The organism is Hydrogenophaga sp. PML113 (assembly GCF_001777155.1).
Classification (GTDB): Bacteria; Pseudomonadota; Gammaproteobacteria; order Burkholderiales; family Burkholderiaceae_C; genus Hydrogenophaga; species Hydrogenophaga borbori.
In genome coordinates, this window is record NZ_MIYM01000009.1 from 75821 (window position 1) to 92936 (window position 17116).

Below are 17116 nucleotides of genomic sequence, written 5' to 3' on the forward strand. Positions count from 1 at the left end.
GCTGCCGCGCCCTACGTCATTTCCACACTGTCCTTCCGGGGGAGCCTCTGCGCAGAATCGCGCGCCATTACAAATGGAGACAAAGATGAGGCACCGCCTGCTCGTCGCCATCGCCCTGACCATCCTCCTCGCACAGGCGCACGCCCAGCTGCGCATCGGCCAGCCCTCGGGCTTCAGCGGCTCGGTGGCCGCCGGGGTCAAGGAAAACACCGAAGGCGCGCGGCTGTACTTCGACGCCGTGAACGCGCGCGGCGGCGTGCATGGCGAGAAGATCGAACTGATCTCGGTCGACGACAAGTTCGACCCCAAGGTAACGGTGCAGGTCGCGCGCGAGCTGATCACCCAGCGCGGCGTGCTGGCCCTGTTCCTCAACCGGGGCACGCCGCACTCCGAGGCGCTGCTGCCGCTGCTGGCCGAGCACCAGGTGCCGCTGGTGGCGCCCAGCACCGGCGCCATGGTGCTGCACCAGCCGGTCAACCCCTGGGTGTTCAACGTGCGCGCCACCTACCAGCGCGAGGCCGCGCGCGCCGTCGAACACCTGGCCAGCATCGGCCAGAACCGCATCGCCATCATCGAGACCGACGACTCCTTCGGCGCCGACAGCGCGGCCGGCGCGATGCAGGGTTTCGCCAAGGCCAAGCTGGAACCGGTGTTGCGCCAGAAGACGCCGCGCGACAAGCCCGACTACAGCGCCGTGGCGGCCGAGATCGCCCAGCGGCAGGCGCACGCGGTGATGGTGATCGCCTCGGCCGGCAACACCGCCAACGCGGTGAAGGCGCTGCGCGCGGCGGGCTCGCGCGCCCAGGTGGTGACGCTGTCGAACAACGCCTCGGACGGCTTCATCCAGCTGCTGGGCGAGCACGCGCGCGGCGTGATCGTGACCCAGGTCTTCCCCAACGAGCGCTCGGTGAGCTACCCGCTGATCAAGGAAGCCCAGGACCTGGCCAAGGCCAAGGGCCTGGCGGGTGTGTCGCCCGCCATGATGGAAGGCTTCGCCGGTGCCAAGGTGGTGGTGGAGGGCCTGCGCCGCGCCGGCCCCAAGCCGACACCGCAGAAGCTGCGCGACGCGCTGGAGGGCCTGTCGCGCTACGACCTGGGCGGCCTGACCGTGAGCTACAGCTCGGGCAACCACACCGGGCTGGACTTCGCCGACCTGTCCATCATCGACGCCAGCGGGCGCTTCCGGCGCTGAGCCGGGGCGCCGCTCCGCGCTTCTCAGCCCTTGACGATCAGCACCGGGATGTGCGCGTGCGTCAGCACCTTCTGCGCGACGCTGCCCAGGATCAGGGCCTTGACGCCCTGGCGGCCGTGCGAGCCCATCACGATCAGGTCGCAGCCCTCGGCCTTGGCGGTTTCCAGGATGCCCTCCCACACCAGGTTGCGCTCGATGGTGTCACCCGCGAACGGCACGTTCTTCGCGCGGCAGGCGTTGGCCACGCTGTCCAGCGCGTCGCCGGCCACGCGCTTGGCATCGCTCAGGTAGGCCTGCAGGCCCACGGCCGAGGCGTCGCCGATGCCGATGTAGGGGAAGGGGTCGATGACGTACACGCCCACCACCTGCCCGCCCGACTCGCTGGCCATCTGGGCCGCCGTGGCGGCGGCTTGGTGCCCCACCTCGGAGCCGTCGGTGGGAACGAGGATCTTCTTGAACATGCGGGCCTCCTGTGGTCGCGGATCGATGGCCCATGATGGGCCAGGGTCGCGGCCCGGGGCTTGAGGCGGGTCAAGCCGACGCCGCCTCGTGCGCCGCGGGCCGCACGTCCACCGCACAGTACTTGAGTTCGGCGATCTTGCCCAGCGGATCGAGCGCGGGGTTGGTGAGCAGGTTGGCCGCCGCCTCGGCGTAGGCGAAGGGGATGAAGGCTGTGTCGGGCGGCATCGCGTCGTCGACGCGCACCGGCAGGGCGATGGCGCCGCGCCGCGAACGCACGCGCGCCAGCGCGCCCGCGCGCAGGCCCAGGCGCTCGGCGGTGGCGGGGTTCAGGCTCACCACCGGGCTGGGCTCGATCGCGTCGAGCACCGCGCTGCGCCGCGTCATGCTGCCGGTGTGCCAGTGCTCCAGCTGGCGGCCGGTGATGAGCACCAGCGGGTACTCGCCGTCGGGCCGCTCGGCCGGCGGCACCAGCGCGGCGGGCACCAGGCGCGCGCGGCCCTCGGGCATGGGAAAGCCCTCGGTGAAGACCACGGGCTGGCCCGGGTCCTGCTCGTCGCTCACGGGATAGGTCACCGCGCCATCGCGCCACAGGCGCGGCCACGACAGGCCGGCGATGCTGGGCATGAGCGCGCGCATCTCCTCGTACACGGCGCCGATGCCCTGCGCGCCGTCGCCGGTGCCCGAGCCGTCGGGCGCGATGCCGTAGTCCCAGCCCAGGCCCAGGCGGCGGGCCAGTTGCTCGGTGATCCAGGCGTCGGCGCGCGCCTCGCCGGGCGAGGCCACGGCCTTGCGGCCCAGCTGCACGCAGCGGTCGGTGTTGGTCACGCTGCCGGTCTTCTCGGGCCAGGCGGTGGCGGGCAGCACCACGTCGGCCAGCGCGGCGGTCTCGGTGAGGAAGATGTCCTGCACCACGAGGTGCTTCAGTCCCGCGAGCGCCGCGCGCGCGTGCGCGGCATCGGGGTCGCTCATGGCCGGGTTCTCGCCCTGGACCAGCATGGCGCTGATGTCGCCGCGGTAGGCGGCCTCGATGATCTCGACCACGGTGAGCCCGGGCTCGGCGCCCAGGGTGCCGGGCGCCAGGCGCCACAGGGCCTCGGCGCGCTCGCGCGCCGAGGCGTCGTTGACGCGCGCGTAGTCGGGCAGCACCATGGGAATGAGGCCGGCGTCGCTCGCGCCCTGCACGTTGTTCTGGCCGCGCAAGGGGTGCAGGCCGGTGCCAGGCCGGCCGATCTGACCCGTGATCAGCGAGAGCGCGATCAGCGCGCGCGCGTTCTCGGTGCCGTGCGCGTGCTGGCTCACGCCCATGCCCCAGAGGATCATGGCGCTCTTGGCGGTGGCGAAGGCGCGCGCGACCTCGCGGATCGCCTCGGGCTCGATGCCGCAGACCGGCGCCATGGCCTCGGGCGTGAAGGCCGCGACGTGGGCCTGAACGGCGTCGAAGTCGCGCGTGTGCGCGGCGATGTAGGCGGGGTCGGTGAGGCCCTCGGCCACGATCACGTGCAGCATGGCGTTGAGCAGGGCCACGTCGCTGCCGGGCGAGAAGCCCAGGTAGCGCCAAGCGTGGCGCGCGAGTTCGGTGCGCCGCGGATCGGCCAGCACCAGGCGCGTGCCGCGGCGGATGGCGTTCTTGATCCAGGTCGCGCCCACGGGGTGGTTCTGCGCCGGGTTGGCGCCGATCAGCAGCACCAGCTCGGCGTGTTCGACGTCGCGCAGCGGGTTGCTCACCACGCCCGAGCCCAGGCCTTCCATGAGCGCGGCCACGCTGGAGGCGTGGCACAGGCGCGTGCAGTGGTCGACGTTGTGCGTGCCGAAGGCGGTGCGCACCAGCTTCTGGAACAGATAGGCCTCTTCGTTCGTGCCCTTGGCCGAACCGAAGCCCGCCACCGGGCTGGCGCGGCCGCGCGCGGCGGTGGCGCCCAGCGCGGCGCGGAAGCCCGCGGCCGCGGCGTCCAGGGCCTCGTCCCAGCTGGCTTCGCGGAACAGCTCGCGCCAGTCGCGCCGTTCGATGGCCGTGGGGTCCTTGGGCGCGTCGGCGCGGCGGATCAGCGGGCGCATGAGGCGCTCGGGGCTGTGCGCGTAGTCGAAGCCGAAGCGGCCCTTGACGCACAGGCGGCCCTCGTTGGCCGGGCCCGCGATGCCTTCGACGTGCGCGATGCGCCCGCTCTCATCGACGTGGTAGCGCAGCTGGCAGCCCACGCCGCAGAAGGGGCAGACCGAGTCGACCCGCTGGAGCGAGGGCTTGGCGAAGGCGCCGTTGGCCGGCGCGATGGCGCCCGTGGGGCAGGCCTGCACGCACTCGCCGCAGGCCACGCAGGTGCTGGCGCCCATGGGGTCGTTCTGGTCGAACACGATTTGCGCGTGGCCGCCGCGAAAGGCCAGGCCCAGCACGTCGTTGCCCTGCGTCTCGCGGCAGGCGCGGATGCAGCGCGTGCACTGGATGCAGGCGTCGCGGTTCACCGCCATGGCCGGGTGGCTGAGGTCCTCGCCGATGGCGCCGCGCGGCGCGAAGCGGCCGGCGCGCGCGCCGGTCTCGCGCGCCCAGTGCGCGAGTTCGCTGTCGTGCTTGAGCGCGGTGGTGACCGGCGCGTCGGCCTGCAGCAGCTCGAGCACGGTGCGGCGCGCGTTCGCGGCGCGCGGCGTGTCGCTCCTGACCACCATGCCGGCCGTGGGCGCGCGGCAGCACGAGGGCGCGAGCACGCGCTCGCCCTCGATCTCGACCACACAGGCGCGGCAGTTGCCGGCCGGGCGCAGGCCCTCGCTGGCGCACAGGCGGGGCAGCACCACGCCGGCGCGCTCGGCGGCGTCCAGCAGGCTCTCGCCGGGCGCGGCTTCCACCACGCGGCCGTCGAGCGTGAAGGCAATCGGCGCGGCGTGGCGCGGCAGATCGTTCGTGTTCACAGGCCCACCTCCTGGGCGAAGAAGCGGCGCACGCTGTCCACCGGGTTGGGCGCGGCCTGGCCCAGGCCGCAGATGCTGGCCTCGCGCATCACGGCCGAGAGTTCGTCCATGCGCTCGGCGTCCCAGCGCGGCGCCTGCATCAGGCGCACCAGTTGGCCGGTGCCCGCGCGGCAGGGCGTGCATTGGCCGCAGGACTCCATCTCGAAGAAGCGCATGAGGTTGAGCGCGGCGTCGCGCACGCTGTCGTGCTGGCTCATGACCACCACGGCCATGGAGCCGACGAAGGCGCCGTGCTCGGCCAGGGTGTCGAAGTCCAGCGGCACGTCGGCCAGCGACGCGGGCAGGATGCCGCCCGAGGCGCCGCCGGGCAGGTAGGCGCGCAGCTCGTGGCCGGCCTGCATGCCGCCCGCGAACTCGTCGACCAGCTCGCGCAGCGTGATGCCCGCCGGCGCCAGGTGCACGCCGGGCCGGTTCACCCGGCCCGACACCGAGAAGCGCCGCAGGCCGTGGCGCCCGCGCCGACCCAGCGCGGCCCAGGCCGCCCCGCCCTGCGCCAGCAGCTCGGGGACCCACCACAGGGTCTCCAGGTTGTGCGCCAGCGTGGGCCGTCCGAACACGCCGTTCATGGCCACGATGGGCGGCTTCAGGCGCGGCAGGCCGCGCCGGCCTTCGATGGACTCGATGAGCGCGGACTCTTCGCCGCAGATGTAGGCGCCCGCGCCGCGCCGCAGCTCGATGCGCGGCGGCCGGTAGTGCGGGAAGCGCTCGCGCAGGGCCTGCAGGCGCGGCGCCAGCGCGTCGATCTCGCGCTGCAGCATCGGCCGCAGGTCGTGGTACTCGTCGCGCAGGTAGAGCCAGACGTGGTCCAGGCCCACCACCTCGGCCGCGACCAGCACGCCTTCCAGCACCTGCGGCGCGCCCATGCTGAGCACCAGCCAGTCCTTGAAGGTGCCGACCTCGCCCTCGTCGATGTTGACCACGCCGTGGCGCGGGCCGGGCTGCGCGCGCACCGTGTCCCATTTGCGCCAGGCCGGAAAGCCGGCGCCGCCCAGGCCGCGCAGGTGGGCGGCCTTGAGTTCGGCGATCACGCCCTCGGGCGTGAGGTCACCCGCCAGCAGGCGCCCCAATTGCGCCAGATCGTTGGGCAGCGGGTGCGGCAGTTGGCGCGGCCCGGTCTCGCCGCGCGCCACGTGGTCCACGATGGACTCGGCCGTGGCCTGGGGCAGTTGCCGCTGGCCCGCGCAGGCGGCGGGCGCCTGGTGGCACTGGCCGATGCAGGGGGCCTCCTCCACCGCCACGTCGGCGCGGCCCGCCAAGGCCTCGCGCGTGCGGGCCAGCAGGTCCTCGCCGCCGGCCATGGCGCAGGCCAGGCTGGTGCACACGCGCACGGTGGTGGCGGGCGCGGCGGCCTCGTCGTCGACCACGTGGAAGTGGTGGTAGAAGCTCGCGACCTCGTAGACCTCGACCTGGCTCAGGCGCAGGCGCTCGGCCAGCGCGGCGAGCTGGCCCCGGCGCAGGGCGCCCTCGGCGTCGTTGAGGCGGTGCAGGTGCTCGATCAGCAGATCGGGGCGCGGCTCCAGGCCGGCGCACAGCGCGGCCACGCGTTCGCGCGCGGCGGGCGCCACCTGGCGGCCTTTGGGGGTGCGGCGCGCGGCCCCACGCGCCTGCCGGTCCAGCGGGCGGATGGGGATGACCGCGCGGGTGTCGTGGGGCGGGTTCATCGTGCCGGCAGGCTAGCACCATGCACGGCACTTAATATGTTTTTTGTTGCCTATATGAACGCCGATCGGCACCGGCTCACGACTCGCGGGCGTCGTCGGTGGTCGTCCGGGGGGTGCCGGGCACGGCGTCCCGGCCCCGGGACGAGGCCAGCAGCGTCTGGGTCCGGAGGCGCTGCGCCTCTCGCACCTGAGGCGGCATCTGTGTCGTGACCTGCGGGGGCGGTGCCTGCAACAGCCCCAGGTGGCGCCCCCCCTGACGCACCTGGGAGGCGAGCGCGGACGCCAGGTAGGCCAGCGCCACCAGCAGGCCGTCGGGGTTCCGGGGGTTGAAGCCGTCGCGCGGCGCCATCGCCGAGGCCCTGGGGTCGGTGGTCCTCAGGTAGCTCAGCTCCCGGCCGCGCAAGGCGCCGAGAAACCCGTTCAGCACCACCGCCACCCACTTGAAAAACAGCGCCAGCCCGTGCTGTTCCAGATGGGTCGCCAGCGCCGACGCGGTGTTGAACGGGTCCTGCAGGCCGACGATGTCGCTGCGCCCGGCGATGTGGTCGGCCATGTGCGCGGGCACGGCCGCCGGTTGCAGGGGCACGCCGGGTTGCAGCAGGAAGTCGTCGTCGCCCAGCCCCAGGGTGCCTTTCAGCCAGGACACCCACCGGGCCGACAGGATGGCGATGTCGGGATTGAAGCCGTCCACCATTTCGTTCAGCGTCGACGGCAGCGTCTTCATCAGCTCCCGCAGCAGCCGGTCGCCGGTGGAGCGCGGCGCGCCCCATCCGGCCATTTGTTCATCAAGGTGCCGGCCAAGGAAGAAGAGAAAGCCGATCGAGCTGCCCATGTAGAGGGCGTCGCGGCCGCAGTTCACGAAGAAGGTCAGTTGGGCGGGCAGGCCCGCGCCGCGCGCGTCGGTCAGGCGGAACAGGCGCGCCAGGGGCTGCGTGCCGCTCTGCATGACCTGGCGCAGCGCGCGCATGACGTTCATGAGGTACAGCGCCTCGCCGAGATCGAAGGGAAGCTCGAGGCCATTCGCCGCCGGCAGGATGCCCGTGCACAGCAGCAGTCCCGACAGGCACACCGTGTTCAGCACGGGAACGTACCGGATCAGGTTGTCCAGGATCGGGCTCGGGTTCAGCTGGTAGTCCGGCGACTTGGCGTGTTCGAGGTGGTACCGCGCCCACAGCGACAGGACCATGCAGACCCCACCCAACAACGGAAAACTCCAGCCGCCCATGTAGTGCGCGCCCAGGCGCACCGCGAACATGGCCACGCCGTGCGCACCGCCTTCGCGCGCGCCGTTGGCGGCCACCCCCAGCGCGCGCAGCAGGATGGCGGACGCGCTCATGGGCGGGTTGCGGCGGGCGTCGTTGCGTTCGGAGTAGACCAGTTCGGACAGCAGGCGCCGCACCAGCAGGTACTTGTCGCGCCCGTCCGGGTCCGTGCTGGATTGCGCGATCTTCAACAGCGCCAGCTCCACGCGCTTGGGGGGCAGTGCCATGGCGCAGAGCAGGTGGTCGCACTGCTCGCCCGGGGTGAGTTCGACGGCCTGCCCGTCGGGACCGGTCCGGGTGGTGGGCGGGTCCGACAGCCACGCCTGAACCCGGTGGAGGTCTTGATCGACCAGGGGCGCGTGTTCGCGCCATCGGTTCAACAGTTTCTGGTGGTGGTCCAGGGTGTCCGCCGAGGCGTGCGGCCTGGCCGCACGGGGATAGAAGATGTTCAGTCGCTGGGGCGTCCTGGCCTTGTGGTAGGGCAAGGCGATGCAGAGCAGGCTGTGGTCGTGCTCGGCCATCAGGATCGCGGCGGCGCGCCGGATCAAGACCCGCTGGGTGTCGTCGAACGCCACCGGTTCCGCCAGCGCGGCCATGAGCGCCAGCGCGACGTTCGCGTCCAGGCCCAGGTGGTGGCGCAGCACCTCCAGCAGCGCATGCCCCGATGTCGACGCCGCCAACGCCGCCCTCACCGAATCGAGCCACAGGGCCGCCGCGTGCTCGCGGTCCGTCTTGACGCCCAGCGCGTGCTGGTAGCGCTCCAGGGCCTGGCTCAGTTCGGCCCGCTGGCGCGAGGGCTCGGGGTGGCGCTGGTACAGCAGGATCCACAGTTCCCGCACCCACTCCTCGGCCCCGATGCCCGCGGGCACGGCGGGCGGCACCACCCAGGCCCGGGCCTGGGTCGACAGCAGCCGGTACCAGTCGCGCACGCGCTTCAGTGGCTGGTCGCCCCGTCGCTGGGCGATGCGGTGCCGGTAGACGTGGTCCTCCAGCGCCAACAGGGCCGGGTACTGCTTCAGCAGCGCCGTGTCTTCCACCAGGGTCGACAGCACCTGCCATTGCTGGGGCGGGCTCAGGTGGGCGAGCAGGCGCTGCAGCGCGGCCACCCCCCCTTGTTGCAGCACCCGCCGGCAAGCCTCGAGCCTCACGCCGAGCCAATGCGGGTGTTTGCTCAGCCCCCGAGGCTGGCGTCCGTGCAAGGCGCCCACCCGGTGGATGAGCTGGCCCAGCGCGCCCAGGGCGTCGGGCTCGCGCTGCAACGATGGGGGCACCGGGGTCGGCGGCGCCTCGCCCGGTCCGGGCCACCGCTCGATCTCGGCGATCAGCCCGTCGAGGGCGGCGGCGGTCGACAGGCTCTCGCGCAGCAGGCCTTGCCGCAAGGCCGTGAGGCAGGACAACACCGCTTCGCGCTCGTCCTCCGACAACGGGGTGCGCTCGCCCGAGTGCGCGCCTTCGCGCAGAGCGCACTCCACCTCGTTGATCGCGTCCCAGAGCTCGCTGCCGGTGCGACCGCCAAACAGCTCGATGAGAGCGGCGTTGTCGCCTTCACCGAACTTGCCCTTGCGCAAGCGATCGATCAGCCCCCCCATGTCCAGCGGCGCCGGGGCCTCACGGTCGCCGGGGTGCGCGCCCCGGAGCAAGGCCGCGAGCAGCCGATCCTCTTCCTTCACCTCGACGCCCTGCCGCATGGCCTCGATGAGGGTGGCGATCCGGTGGCCATCGGCGTCGCTGATCGTGAGCATGTCAAGGAGCTCGTGCAGGCTGAGCTCGACTTGGTCGAGCGCCCTGAGCCGATCGATCCCCTCCAGCGGGCCCAGCGAATCCCAGGCATCGGTCAGGTCCGCGCCCTCCCGGTGATCGAGCAGCAGGTGGACCGTGTGCCGCGCCTGCCGGTCGGACAGCGGCGCCTGGCGCGCAGGCCATCGCGGGAAGCAGGCCTCCACCACCGGCTCGGCATCGGTGCCGGCGTCGGTCAGGCCCGGCGTGTCCTGCACCGGGAACCCCAACGGCGGCGGCTCGGGCTGCTCGGTGGCGGCCTCGGCGTCGGCGGTGGCCTCGTGCAGCAAAGGCTCGAACAGGTTGTTGAACGCCTTCAGCTCGTGGCGCTGGGTCCGCAGGCTCGCCTGCCCCACCTGCAGCACCTGCACCACGGCGTCGTACAGCGCCGGCCCCTTCAATGGCCCGAACAGGCTGCCGCGCGGATCCTGGGGATTCCACTGGCCGGTCCAGTAGCTGTTGAACACCGCCTGGGGATCGAACACCGCGCCGGCCAGCAGCTCGTCCACCAACTGGACGACGCTGGGCTTCAGCGGTGAGGCCTGGGCGGGGTCGCCGCCCCGCCGCTCACCCGGGGCGCTGGGCCGGTCGTGGAGCGTGCCGACCGGCGCCGAGGCCGAGCGACGACGAGGGAATGCCGTGGGCGGCTGGGAAGTGAAAGGGTTCATGGAGAGGCCAGCGGGTCAATGGAACGGGAAGCCACCGGGCTCGCGTCGGCCCGCGTGGTGCATCAGGGCCAGGCTTCGGGAAACAGCTGGCCCTGGCGCCAGCGCGCGGCCTGGCTGGCCAGGTGGCGCAGGCGCACGCGGAAGGCCGCCTCCGCGCCTTCGGCCAGCGACAGCTCGTCCGTCAGGCACACGGCGTCGGCGCTGGCCTCCAGGCCCAGCACCGCGCCGTGGCCCCGCAAGGCGATGAGTAGGTTGGCCTGCAGCAGGCTCAGCAGCATCGGCAGCGGATCGCGTCCGGGCAGCGGTCCCAGCACGCAGACCACGCGCGCGTGGTCGGGCCGGTTCTCCAGGTCGTGCTGCAGCAGCACCGTCTCGGTCCCCACCCGGCACTGGGCGGCGAGCAGCGACCCGGGGTCCAGCGAAGGGTTCAGCGCGGCGCCGAGTTCGACCGGGTACCAGGCGCAGCGCATGGCCGCCAGCCAATCCACCAGGAGGCGGCGCGGGTCGTGCGTGGCGAAACGGAACGTCGGTGGTGGGGTTGGCATGGGCGTGCGCCCTCCTGCCGGCCGGGCCGGCGCCGAAGCACAAAGGGAACAAAGGCCGGCGCGGGCGCGAAGAGCCCGCGCCGTTCAGGCGCGCAGGCTGGCGCTCAAGCCATCGGCCAGGGGCGCGGCACCCAGGAAGTGGTCGTCCCGCCAGCGCCGCGCCATGTGCGCCAGGCCGGTCATGGTGGCCAGCAGCAGGCGCGCGCTCGCGGTGGCCAAGGGCACCACGTGCAGCAGGTGCAGGCGGCGATCGCCCGGCTCGTAGCCGGCCACGGTGCCCGAGCCGGCCGTGAGCTCGCTCACGCGCAGCAATTGGCGCAGCGCGGCCTCGGCCAGGGCGTCGCCTTCGGGCACGGGGCCAAGCGGGCAGGCCACCGTGAGGCAGGCCGGCGAATGCCGCGGATCGCACCGCAGCGTCACGGGCATCGAGGCGATCTCGACATCGAAGAGAAACGGCCCCTCGCCCCGTGGTGGGGCGAGGGGCCGGTCGGCGGGCAGTTCCTCGGACAGCGCGTTCAACAAGCGCTCGAGCAAATCGGTGGCACGGGGTTCGGTCATGCGGGGCGTCCTGTGTGTTGTCGGAACGCTCACGAGGCCCATCCATCCCCTCCTCGCGAACGCCTGAACGTCATTCATGCAAAAGGCGGACCTTAGGTATCCCGATGGCCGATGCGGGTTCTCTACCAATTCATCACGTCAGGAAACGCACAGGGCCCAGCCCCCGCACCGCTCGACCGGCCAGCGCGCGCGGCGGCTCGCTTAATATGTCCGGCCATTCACATAGCCGCCGCGCCATGGCCGTCCGCCCCCCGCCCGAACCGCTGCGCGTGAGCCTGCAACCACGCTGGCGCGTGGGCCGCGCGGACGACGCCCCGCTCGACGCCACCCCCCTGCTCGAACTGCTGGCCACCGTACAGGCCACCGGCAGCATCGCCCAGGCCGGGCGCGAGGCCGGGCTGTCCTACCGCCACGCCTGGGGCCTGCTGCGCCAGGCCGAGGCCCTGTTCGGCGAACCGCTGCTGCTGCGCGGACGCGGGCGCGGCTCGGCCTTGACCGGGCTGGGCGAAAAGCTGGTGTGGGCCGATGCGCGCATCGGCGCGCGCTTGCAACCCCTGCTGGAATCCCTGGCCTCGGAGCTCGAAGGCGAGCTGGGCCGCGTGCGGCCGCACGCCCCCGCCGTGGCGCGCCTGCACGCCAGCCACGGCTTCGCGGTGGCCGCGCTGCGCGAGCAGCTGGCGGCGCGTCAGGTGCCGGTGGAGCTGCGCTACCGCTCCAGCCTGGAGGCCGTGGCCGCGCTGGCGCACGGCGAGTGCGACCTGGCCGGCTTTCACGTGCCCTTGGGCGAATTCGAAGCGGCGGCCGCGCAGCGCTACCTGGCCTGGCTGCGGCCCGAGCAGCACCGCCTGGTGCACCTGGCCGTGCGCACGCAGGGCCTGTTCGTGGCGCCGGGCAACCCGCTGGGCCTGCGCGGCCTGCAAGACCTCGCGCGGCCCGGCCTGCGCTTCGTGAACCGGCCCGAGGGCTCGGGCACGCGCGTGCTGATCGAGCTGCTGCTGCAGCGCCAGGGCATCGCGCCGCGCTCGCTGCTGGGCTACGACAACACCGAGTTCACGCACGCGGCCGTGGCCGCCTACGTGGCCAGCGGCATGGCCGACGCCGGCATCGGCGTGCAGACGGCGGCGCACCGCTTCGGCCTGCACTTCATTCCGCTGCTGCGCGAACGCTACTTCTTCGCGGTGCCGGCCGACGCCTCGCAGCGCCCCGGCCTGCGGCCAGTGCTGGCGGTGCTGCGCTCGCCGGCGTTTCGCGCGCGGGTGGCGGCGCTCAAAGGCTACGAGGCCGCGCAGACCGGCCGCGTGCTGACGCTGGCCGAGGCCTTCGGCGGCTGAGCCGCCTTGACGCTCGCGCACGGGCGCCGTCTACTGGCCCATCGGAGGAAGACCCCATGCGATCCCTGCTGCTGTCCCTGTCCCTGCTCGCGGCCTTGCCCGCGCCCGCCGCGCCCCCCGACGCCGAGGCCAGCGACCCCGCCCGGCTGGGCTGGATGAAGGGCGCCCCGCCGCCGGCCGAGCGCACCATCCGCTTCGCCGATGGCAGCTACGCCAACTTCCCGGCCTGGCGCTGGAGCGTGGCGCACTTCCGCGAACTGATGCCCACCGTGCAGGTCTCGCGCGGACTGGGCGCGCCGCGGCCGCTGCCGCGCGCCGAACGCGGCGACATCGACGGCCTGCGCTTCACCCCGCTGGGCGGCGGCGAGCCCATCACCTGGGCGCAATCGCTCGCGCTCAACTACACCGATGGCATCGTCGTGCTGCACCGCGGCCGCATCGTCTACGAGCGCTACTTCGGCGCGCTCACCGAAGAAGGCCAGCACGGCCTGATGTCGGTCACCAAGTCCTTCACCGGCCTGCTGGGTGCGGTGCTGGTGGCCGAAGGCCGGCTGGACCCGGACCGGCGCGTGGACCACTACGTGCCCGAGCTCGCGGCCTCGGCCTTCGGCAGCGCCACCGTGCGCCAGTTGCTGGACATGACCACCGGCATCCGCTTCAGCGAGGACTACGCCGACCCCCAGGCCGACGTCTGGCAGCACGCGCAGGCGGGCAGCCCACTGCCCAAGCCCGCCGGCTACCAGGGCCCGCGCAGCTACTTCGAGTACCTGCAGACGGTGCAGCCCCAGGGCCACCACGGCGAGGCTTTCGGCTACAAGACCGCCAACAGCGACGCCCTGGGCTGGGTGATCGCGCGGGTCAGCGGCCAGTCGGTGGCCGAGCTGCTGTCGCGGCGCCTGTGGCGGCGCATCGGCGCCGAGCAGGACGCCTACTTCACCGTCGACTCGATCGGCACGCCTTTCGCCGGCGGCGGGCTCAACGCGGGCCTGCGCGACCTCGCGCGCGTGGGCGAGCTGCTGCGCAACGGCGGCCGCCTGGGCGGGCAGCAGATCATTCCGCGCGCGGCCATCGCCGACATCCGGCGCGGCGGCTCGAAGGCCGATTTCGAGAAGGCCGGCTACGCCCAGCTCAAGGGCTGGAGCTACCGCAACATGTGGTGGGTGACGCACAACGACCACGGCGCCTACATGGCCCGCGGCGTGCACGGCCAGGCGCTGTACATCGACCCGAAGGCGGAGATGGTGATCGCGCGCTTCGCCTCGCACCCCACGGCCGGCAACGCGGCCAACGACCCGAACTCGCTGCCGGCGTACCACGCGCTGGCCAAGCACCTGATGGCGCGGCGCTGAGGCGCGCGCCCCGCGTTCAGCGCCGCTGCACGCCCACCGCCGTGCGCGCGGCGGCCTCCCAGGCGCCGCCCTGGAACCAGGCGTCGCCGTCCAGCCAGGCCTTGAGCATGGGCAGGGCGTCGAAGCCCCAGAAGAGGCGCCCGTCCACCACCAGGGCGGGCACGCCGAACAGGCCCAGGGCCAGGGCCTGTTCGCCGTTGGCGCGCAGGCCCTGCTTCACCACATCGCTGTCGGGCTCGACCCAGGCCCGACCGCGCTGGGCCATGTGGTCTTGCAGCCGCGCCCGCAGATCGGCCAGGCGCGCCGGATCGGCCGCGTCGGCCCCGCCGTGCCAGACGTGCTGGAACAGCAGCTCGGTGACGTAGCGGCTGGTCTCGCCGGGCGCTTCGTCCACGGCGGTGGCCAGGCCCAGGCGCAGCAGCGGCAGCGGGTTGAAGGGGTGGGTGGCGGGCAGCTCGAGCCGGATGCCGTGCGTGTGCGCGAGCCACTGCACCTGGCGGTAGGTCCAGTCGCGCTTGGCCGGGATCTCGGCCGGCCCCAGCTGGCCGTGCGCCTTGAGCAGGCCGGCGAACAGCACCGGGCGGTAGTGCAGCGCCACGCTGTGGCCCATCAGCGCCTGCGGCAAGGCCGCGAAGGCCAGGTGCGCGTAGGGCGAGATGGGGTCGTAGAAGAACTGGACGTCTTTCATTCGGCGATCGGCTCCCGGGTGTCGAGCTGCGCCCACACGGCCAGCTTGTCGGCGTCGCTCATGCGGCTCCAGGCGCCGATCTCGGCCAGCGTGCGCAGGCAACCCACGCATTGGCCCCGGCGCTCGTCGAGCCGGCACACGCTCAGGCAGGGCGAGGGCACGGCCACGCCGGGCTGGCGCATGCGGGCGCGCTTGAAGTTGGGGCGTTCGGGCGCGTTCATGCGCGATCCGGCGCCGGGCCGCCGCCAGCCGGATCCGCCCCCGCGGGGGGCAGCGGCCCGCGCAGCGGCGGCGCGTGGGGGCCCGCGTCACCCTGGACCACGTCGGCCACGGGCGCGCCGGTGTAGCGCTCCAGCTCCTGCGGCGTGAGCGGGAACACGGCGTGCGGGTGGCCCGCCGCGGCCCAGACCACGTCGAAGCGGAACAGCTCGCGGTCGATCAGCGTGACGGGCTCGTGGGCGTGCGCCAGCGGCGACACGCCGCCGATGGAGAAACCGGTCTGCGCCTTGACGAAGTCGGCGTCGGCGCGGCCCAGCTTGTGGCCCTCGCCGCAGACCAGGGCCTGCACGCGCTTCTCGTCCACGCGGCGGTCGCCGGAGGTGATGACCAGCACCGCGCGCTCGTCGCCCTTGCGGCGGAAGATGATGCTTTTGGCGATCTGTCCCAGGGCCACGCCCAGCGCGTCGGCCGCCTGCTGCGCGGTGCGCGCGGCGTCGTCGAGCATCACGGGCGCGTGCGCGTGGCCCAGCGCGGCCAGGCGCTCGGCCACGCGGCGGATGGCGGGGGAGGTTTGCAGTTCGGACACCGGCGTCATGCGCTCAGCCTTGGCGCTTGGCCAGCACGGCGCGCGCCACGCGCGAGTTGGTGGGCCGGCCCAGCTGCTGGCTGATGTAGGCGCCGGCGTCGATCAGGGCGTCGAGGTCGATGCCGGTGGCGATGCCCATGCCGTGCAGCAGGTAGACCACGTCCTCGGTGGCGACGTTGCCGGTGGCGCCCTTGGCGTAGGGACAGCCGCCCAGGCCGGCCACGGAGGCGTCGAACTGCCACACCCCCATCTCCAGCGCGGCCAGGGTGTTGCCCACGGCCTGGCCGTACGTATCGTGGAAGTGGCCCGACACCTGGTCGACGCCGTAGTGCTTGAAGGTGGCCTCGAAGGCGGCCTGCACCTTCTTCGGCGTGCCCACGCCGATGGTGTCGGCCACGCCCACGTGCTCCACGCCAATGCCCTTCATGAGGCCGGCGAGGTAGTCCACGCGCGAGGGCGGCACCTCGCCTTCGTACGGGCAGCCCACGGTGCAGCTCATGGCGCCGCGCACGGCGATGCCCTTGGCCTTGGCCGCCGCCACCACGGGCGCGAAGCGCTCGATGCTCTCGGCGATGCTGCAGTTGATGTTCTTCTGGCTGAAGGCCTCGCTGGCGGCACCGAAGACCACGATTTCGTCGGGCCGGTCGGCCAGCGCGGCCTCGAAGCCCTTCAGGTTGGGCGTCAGCACCGAGTAGCGCACACCGGCGCGGCGCTGGATGCCCTGCATGACCTCGTGGTTGTCGGCCATCTGCGGCACCCACTTGGGGCTCACGTAGCTGGTGACCTCGATCTCGGTCAGGCCGGCGGCCTGCAGGCGGTGCACGAGCTCGATCTTGACCGCGGCGGGCACGGGCTGCTTCTCGTTCTGCAGGCCGTCGCGCGGGCCGACGTCGACGAGCTTGACGCGCTGAGGGAGCTGGTTCATGGGATGTCCTTTCAATAGCCGCGCTGGCGGTCCACCTCGCCCGCCACGGCTTCGCCGCGTTGCAGCGCGGCGATCTTGCGCGCGATCTGCGCGATGCTCTCTTCGCGCAGGGTGCGGGCCGAGGTGTGCGGCGTGAGCGTGATTTTCGGGTGGTTCCAGAAACCATGCCCGGCGGGCAGGGGTTCGGTGCGGAAGACGTCGAGCGCCGCGCCGGCCAGATGACCGCTGTCGAGCAGGGCCAGCAGGTCCTCGTCCACCAGGTGCGCGCCACGCGCGAGGTTGATCAGGTAGCCGCCCGGGCGCAGCAGGCCCAGGGTGCGGCGGTTCAGGATGTCCTGCGTCTGGGGCGTGAGCGGCAGCAGGTTGATGAGCACGCGGCAGCCCGACAGGAAGGTGTCGAGCTGCGCCTCGCCCGCGTGGCAGCGCACGCCGTCGATGGCCTTGGGCGAGCGGCTCCAGCCGTGCACGGGAAAGTCGAACACCGTGAGCGCGCGCGCCACGCGCTCGCCGAGCACGCCCAGGCCCATCACGCCGACCGGGAAGTCGGCGCGGGCGCGCGGCTTGCGGTAGCTCCAGCGACCCTCGCGCACGTCGGCCTCATACGCGTCCAGTTCGCGGAAATGGCGGATCACCGCGTGGCAGGCGAACTCGGCCATCTGCACCGACATGCCGGCGTCGTCGAGCCGCACGAGGCGCGTGGACGGCGCGACGCGCAGGCCGAGCAGGGCGTCCACGCCGGCACCGGTGTTGAACGCGGCCTTCAGGCCCGGCTGTTCGTCGAAGAAGGCCTGGGGCGGCGCCCAGACCACCGCGAAGTCGGCGGCGGGCGCGCCGGGCCGCCAGACGCTGACGGTGGCATCCGGCAGCGCGGCCCGCAGGCCCTCCTGCCAGGGTTCGGGCTTCTGTTGGCTGAGGCAAACGGTGATGTGCATGGTG

Annotated in this window: 14 protein-coding genes; 3 read left to right on the forward strand and 11 right to left on the reverse strand. The window is 72.9% G+C overall.

Annotated elements, in window-relative coordinates:
* The first annotated feature begins 85 nt into the window (after positions 1–85).
* Entirely contained in the window at positions 86–1192 is a 1107-nt protein-coding gene (locus BHU06_RS17000; RefSeq protein ID WP_070400404.1) for an ABC transporter substrate-binding protein, read from the forward strand.
* Between the two features lie 23 nt (positions 1193–1215).
* On the opposite strand, the gene BHU06_RS17005 is transcribed toward BHU06_RS17000, so the two are convergent.
* The 6 genes from BHU06_RS17005 to BHU06_RS17030 form a co-directional block, all read right to left on the reverse strand.
* Positions 1216–1653 (reverse strand): universal stress protein, encoded by a 438-nt coding sequence (locus tag BHU06_RS17005; protein WP_070400405.1) that lies wholly within the window; start codon positions 1651–1653, stop codon positions 1216–1218.
* Between the two features lie 70 nt (positions 1654–1723).
* Positions 1724–4552 (reverse strand): formate dehydrogenase subunit alpha, encoded by a 2829-nt coding sequence (gene fdhF / locus BHU06_RS17010; RefSeq protein WP_083293286.1) that lies wholly within the window; start codon positions 4550–4552, stop codon positions 1724–1726.
* A complete protein-coding gene (locus BHU06_RS17015) occupies positions 4549–6273 on the reverse strand; it encodes an NADH-ubiquinone oxidoreductase-F iron-sulfur binding region domain-containing protein (protein WP_070400406.1) in 1725 nt (574 codons plus the stop codon). The genes fdhF and BHU06_RS17015 overlap by 4 nt, the downstream gene beginning before the upstream one ends.
* A gap of 76 nt (positions 6274–6349) precedes the next feature.
* A complete protein-coding gene (locus BHU06_RS22875; RefSeq protein ID WP_175442877.1) occupies positions 6350–9979 on the reverse strand; it encodes a hypothetical protein in 3630 nt (1209 codons plus the stop codon).
* Positions 9980–10041: 62 nt separating this feature from the next.
* Positions 10042–10524 (reverse strand): hypothetical protein, encoded by a 483-nt coding sequence (locus BHU06_RS17025; protein ID WP_070400408.1) that lies wholly within the window; start codon positions 10522–10524, stop codon positions 10042–10044.
* A gap of 84 nt (positions 10525–10608) precedes the next feature.
* A complete protein-coding gene (locus BHU06_RS17030) occupies positions 10609–11082 on the reverse strand; it encodes a hypothetical protein (RefSeq protein ID WP_070400409.1) in 474 nt (157 codons plus the stop codon).
* 236 nt (positions 11083–11318) lie between these two features.
* Here BHU06_RS17030 and BHU06_RS17035 point away from each other — a divergent pair, with 236 nt between their 5' ends.
* On the forward strand, positions 11319–12413 hold the full coding sequence (locus tag BHU06_RS17035; protein WP_070400410.1) for a substrate-binding domain-containing protein: 1095 nt from the start codon (positions 11319–11321) through the stop codon (positions 12411–12413).
* Between the two features lie 56 nt (positions 12414–12469).
* Complete coding sequence (locus BHU06_RS17040) at positions 12470–13762, forward strand: serine hydrolase (RefSeq protein ID WP_070400411.1); 1293 nt, start codon at positions 12470–12472, stop codon at positions 13760–13762.
* A 16-nt stretch (positions 13763–13778) separates the two neighbouring features.
* Here BHU06_RS17040 and BHU06_RS17045 read toward each other — a convergent pair whose 3' ends face one another.
* Genes BHU06_RS17045 through BHU06_RS17065 form a run of 5 tightly spaced genes read right to left on the reverse strand, consistent with a single transcriptional unit; the run spans position 13779 to position 17112 of the window.
* Positions 13779–14450 carry a 2-hydroxychromene-2-carboxylate isomerase gene (locus tag BHU06_RS17045; protein WP_070400412.1) on the reverse strand — a complete coding sequence of 224 codons (672 nt, stop codon included), beginning with the start codon at positions 14448–14450 and terminating at the stop codon, positions 13779–13781.
* Complete coding sequence (locus tag BHU06_RS17050; protein WP_070400413.1) at positions 14447–14671, reverse strand: DUF1289 domain-containing protein; 225 nt, start codon at positions 14669–14671, stop codon at positions 14447–14449. Before BHU06_RS17050 ends, BHU06_RS17045 begins: the two co-directional genes overlap by 4 nt.
* Positions 14668–15264, reverse strand: a complete 597-nt coding sequence (locus BHU06_RS17055; RefSeq protein ID WP_254668196.1) for a YbaK/EbsC family protein — start codon at positions 15262–15264, stop codon at positions 14668–14670. Before BHU06_RS17055 ends, BHU06_RS17050 begins: the two co-directional genes overlap by 4 nt.
* 4 nt (positions 15265–15268) lie before the next feature.
* On the reverse strand, positions 15269–16180 hold the full coding sequence (locus tag BHU06_RS17060; RefSeq protein ID WP_070400414.1) for a hydroxymethylglutaryl-CoA lyase: 912 nt from the start codon (positions 16178–16180) through the stop codon (positions 15269–15271).
* An 11-nt stretch (positions 16181–16191) separates the two neighbouring features.
* On the reverse strand, positions 16192–17112 hold the full coding sequence (locus tag BHU06_RS17065) for a glyoxylate/hydroxypyruvate reductase A (protein WP_070400415.1): 921 nt from the start codon (positions 17110–17112) through the stop codon (positions 16192–16194).
* Positions 17113–17116: the final 4 nt, after the last annotated feature.

Coding starts and splice junctions, on each gene's coding strand:
- BHU06_RS17000 (WP_070400404.1), top strand. CDS start 86: ATGAGGCACCGCCTGCTCGTCGCCATCGCCCTGACCATCCTCCTCGCA.
- BHU06_RS17005 (WP_070400405.1), bottom strand. CDS start 1,653: ATGTTCAAGAAGATCCTCGTTCCCACCGACGGCTCCGAGGTGGGGCAC.
- BHU06_RS17015 (WP_070400406.1), bottom strand. CDS start 6,273: ATGAACCCGCCCCACGACACCCGCGCGGTCATCCCCATCCGCCCGCTG.
- BHU06_RS22875 (WP_175442877.1), bottom strand. CDS start 9,979: ATGAACCCTTTCACTTCCCAGCCGCCCACGGCATTCCCTCGTCGTCGC.
- BHU06_RS17025 (WP_070400408.1), bottom strand. CDS start 10,524: ATGCCAACCCCACCACCGACGTTCCGTTTCGCCACGCACGACCCGCGC.
- BHU06_RS17030 (WP_070400409.1), bottom strand. CDS start 11,082: ATGACCGAACCCCGTGCCACCGATTTGCTCGAGCGCTTGTTGAACGCG.
- BHU06_RS17035 (WP_070400410.1), top strand. CDS start 11,319: ATGGCCGTCCGCCCCCCGCCCGAACCGCTGCGCGTGAGCCTGCAACCA.
- BHU06_RS17040 (WP_070400411.1), top strand. CDS start 12,470: ATGCGATCCCTGCTGCTGTCCCTGTCCCTGCTCGCGGCCTTGCCCGCG.
- BHU06_RS17045 (WP_070400412.1), bottom strand. CDS start 14,450: ATGAAAGACGTCCAGTTCTTCTACGACCCCATCTCGCCCTACGCGCAC.
- BHU06_RS17050 (WP_070400413.1), bottom strand. CDS start 14,671: ATGAACGCGCCCGAACGCCCCAACTTCAAGCGCGCCCGCATGCGCCAG.
- BHU06_RS17055 (WP_254668196.1), bottom strand. CDS start 15,264: ATGACGCCGGTGTCCGAACTGCAAACCTCCCCCGCCATCCGCCGCGTG.
- BHU06_RS17060 (WP_070400414.1), bottom strand. CDS start 16,180: ATGAACCAGCTCCCTCAGCGCGTCAAGCTCGTCGACGTCGGCCCGCGC.
- BHU06_RS17065 (WP_070400415.1), bottom strand. CDS start 17,112: ATGCACATCACCGTTTGCCTCAGCCAACAGAAGCCCGAACCCTGGCAG.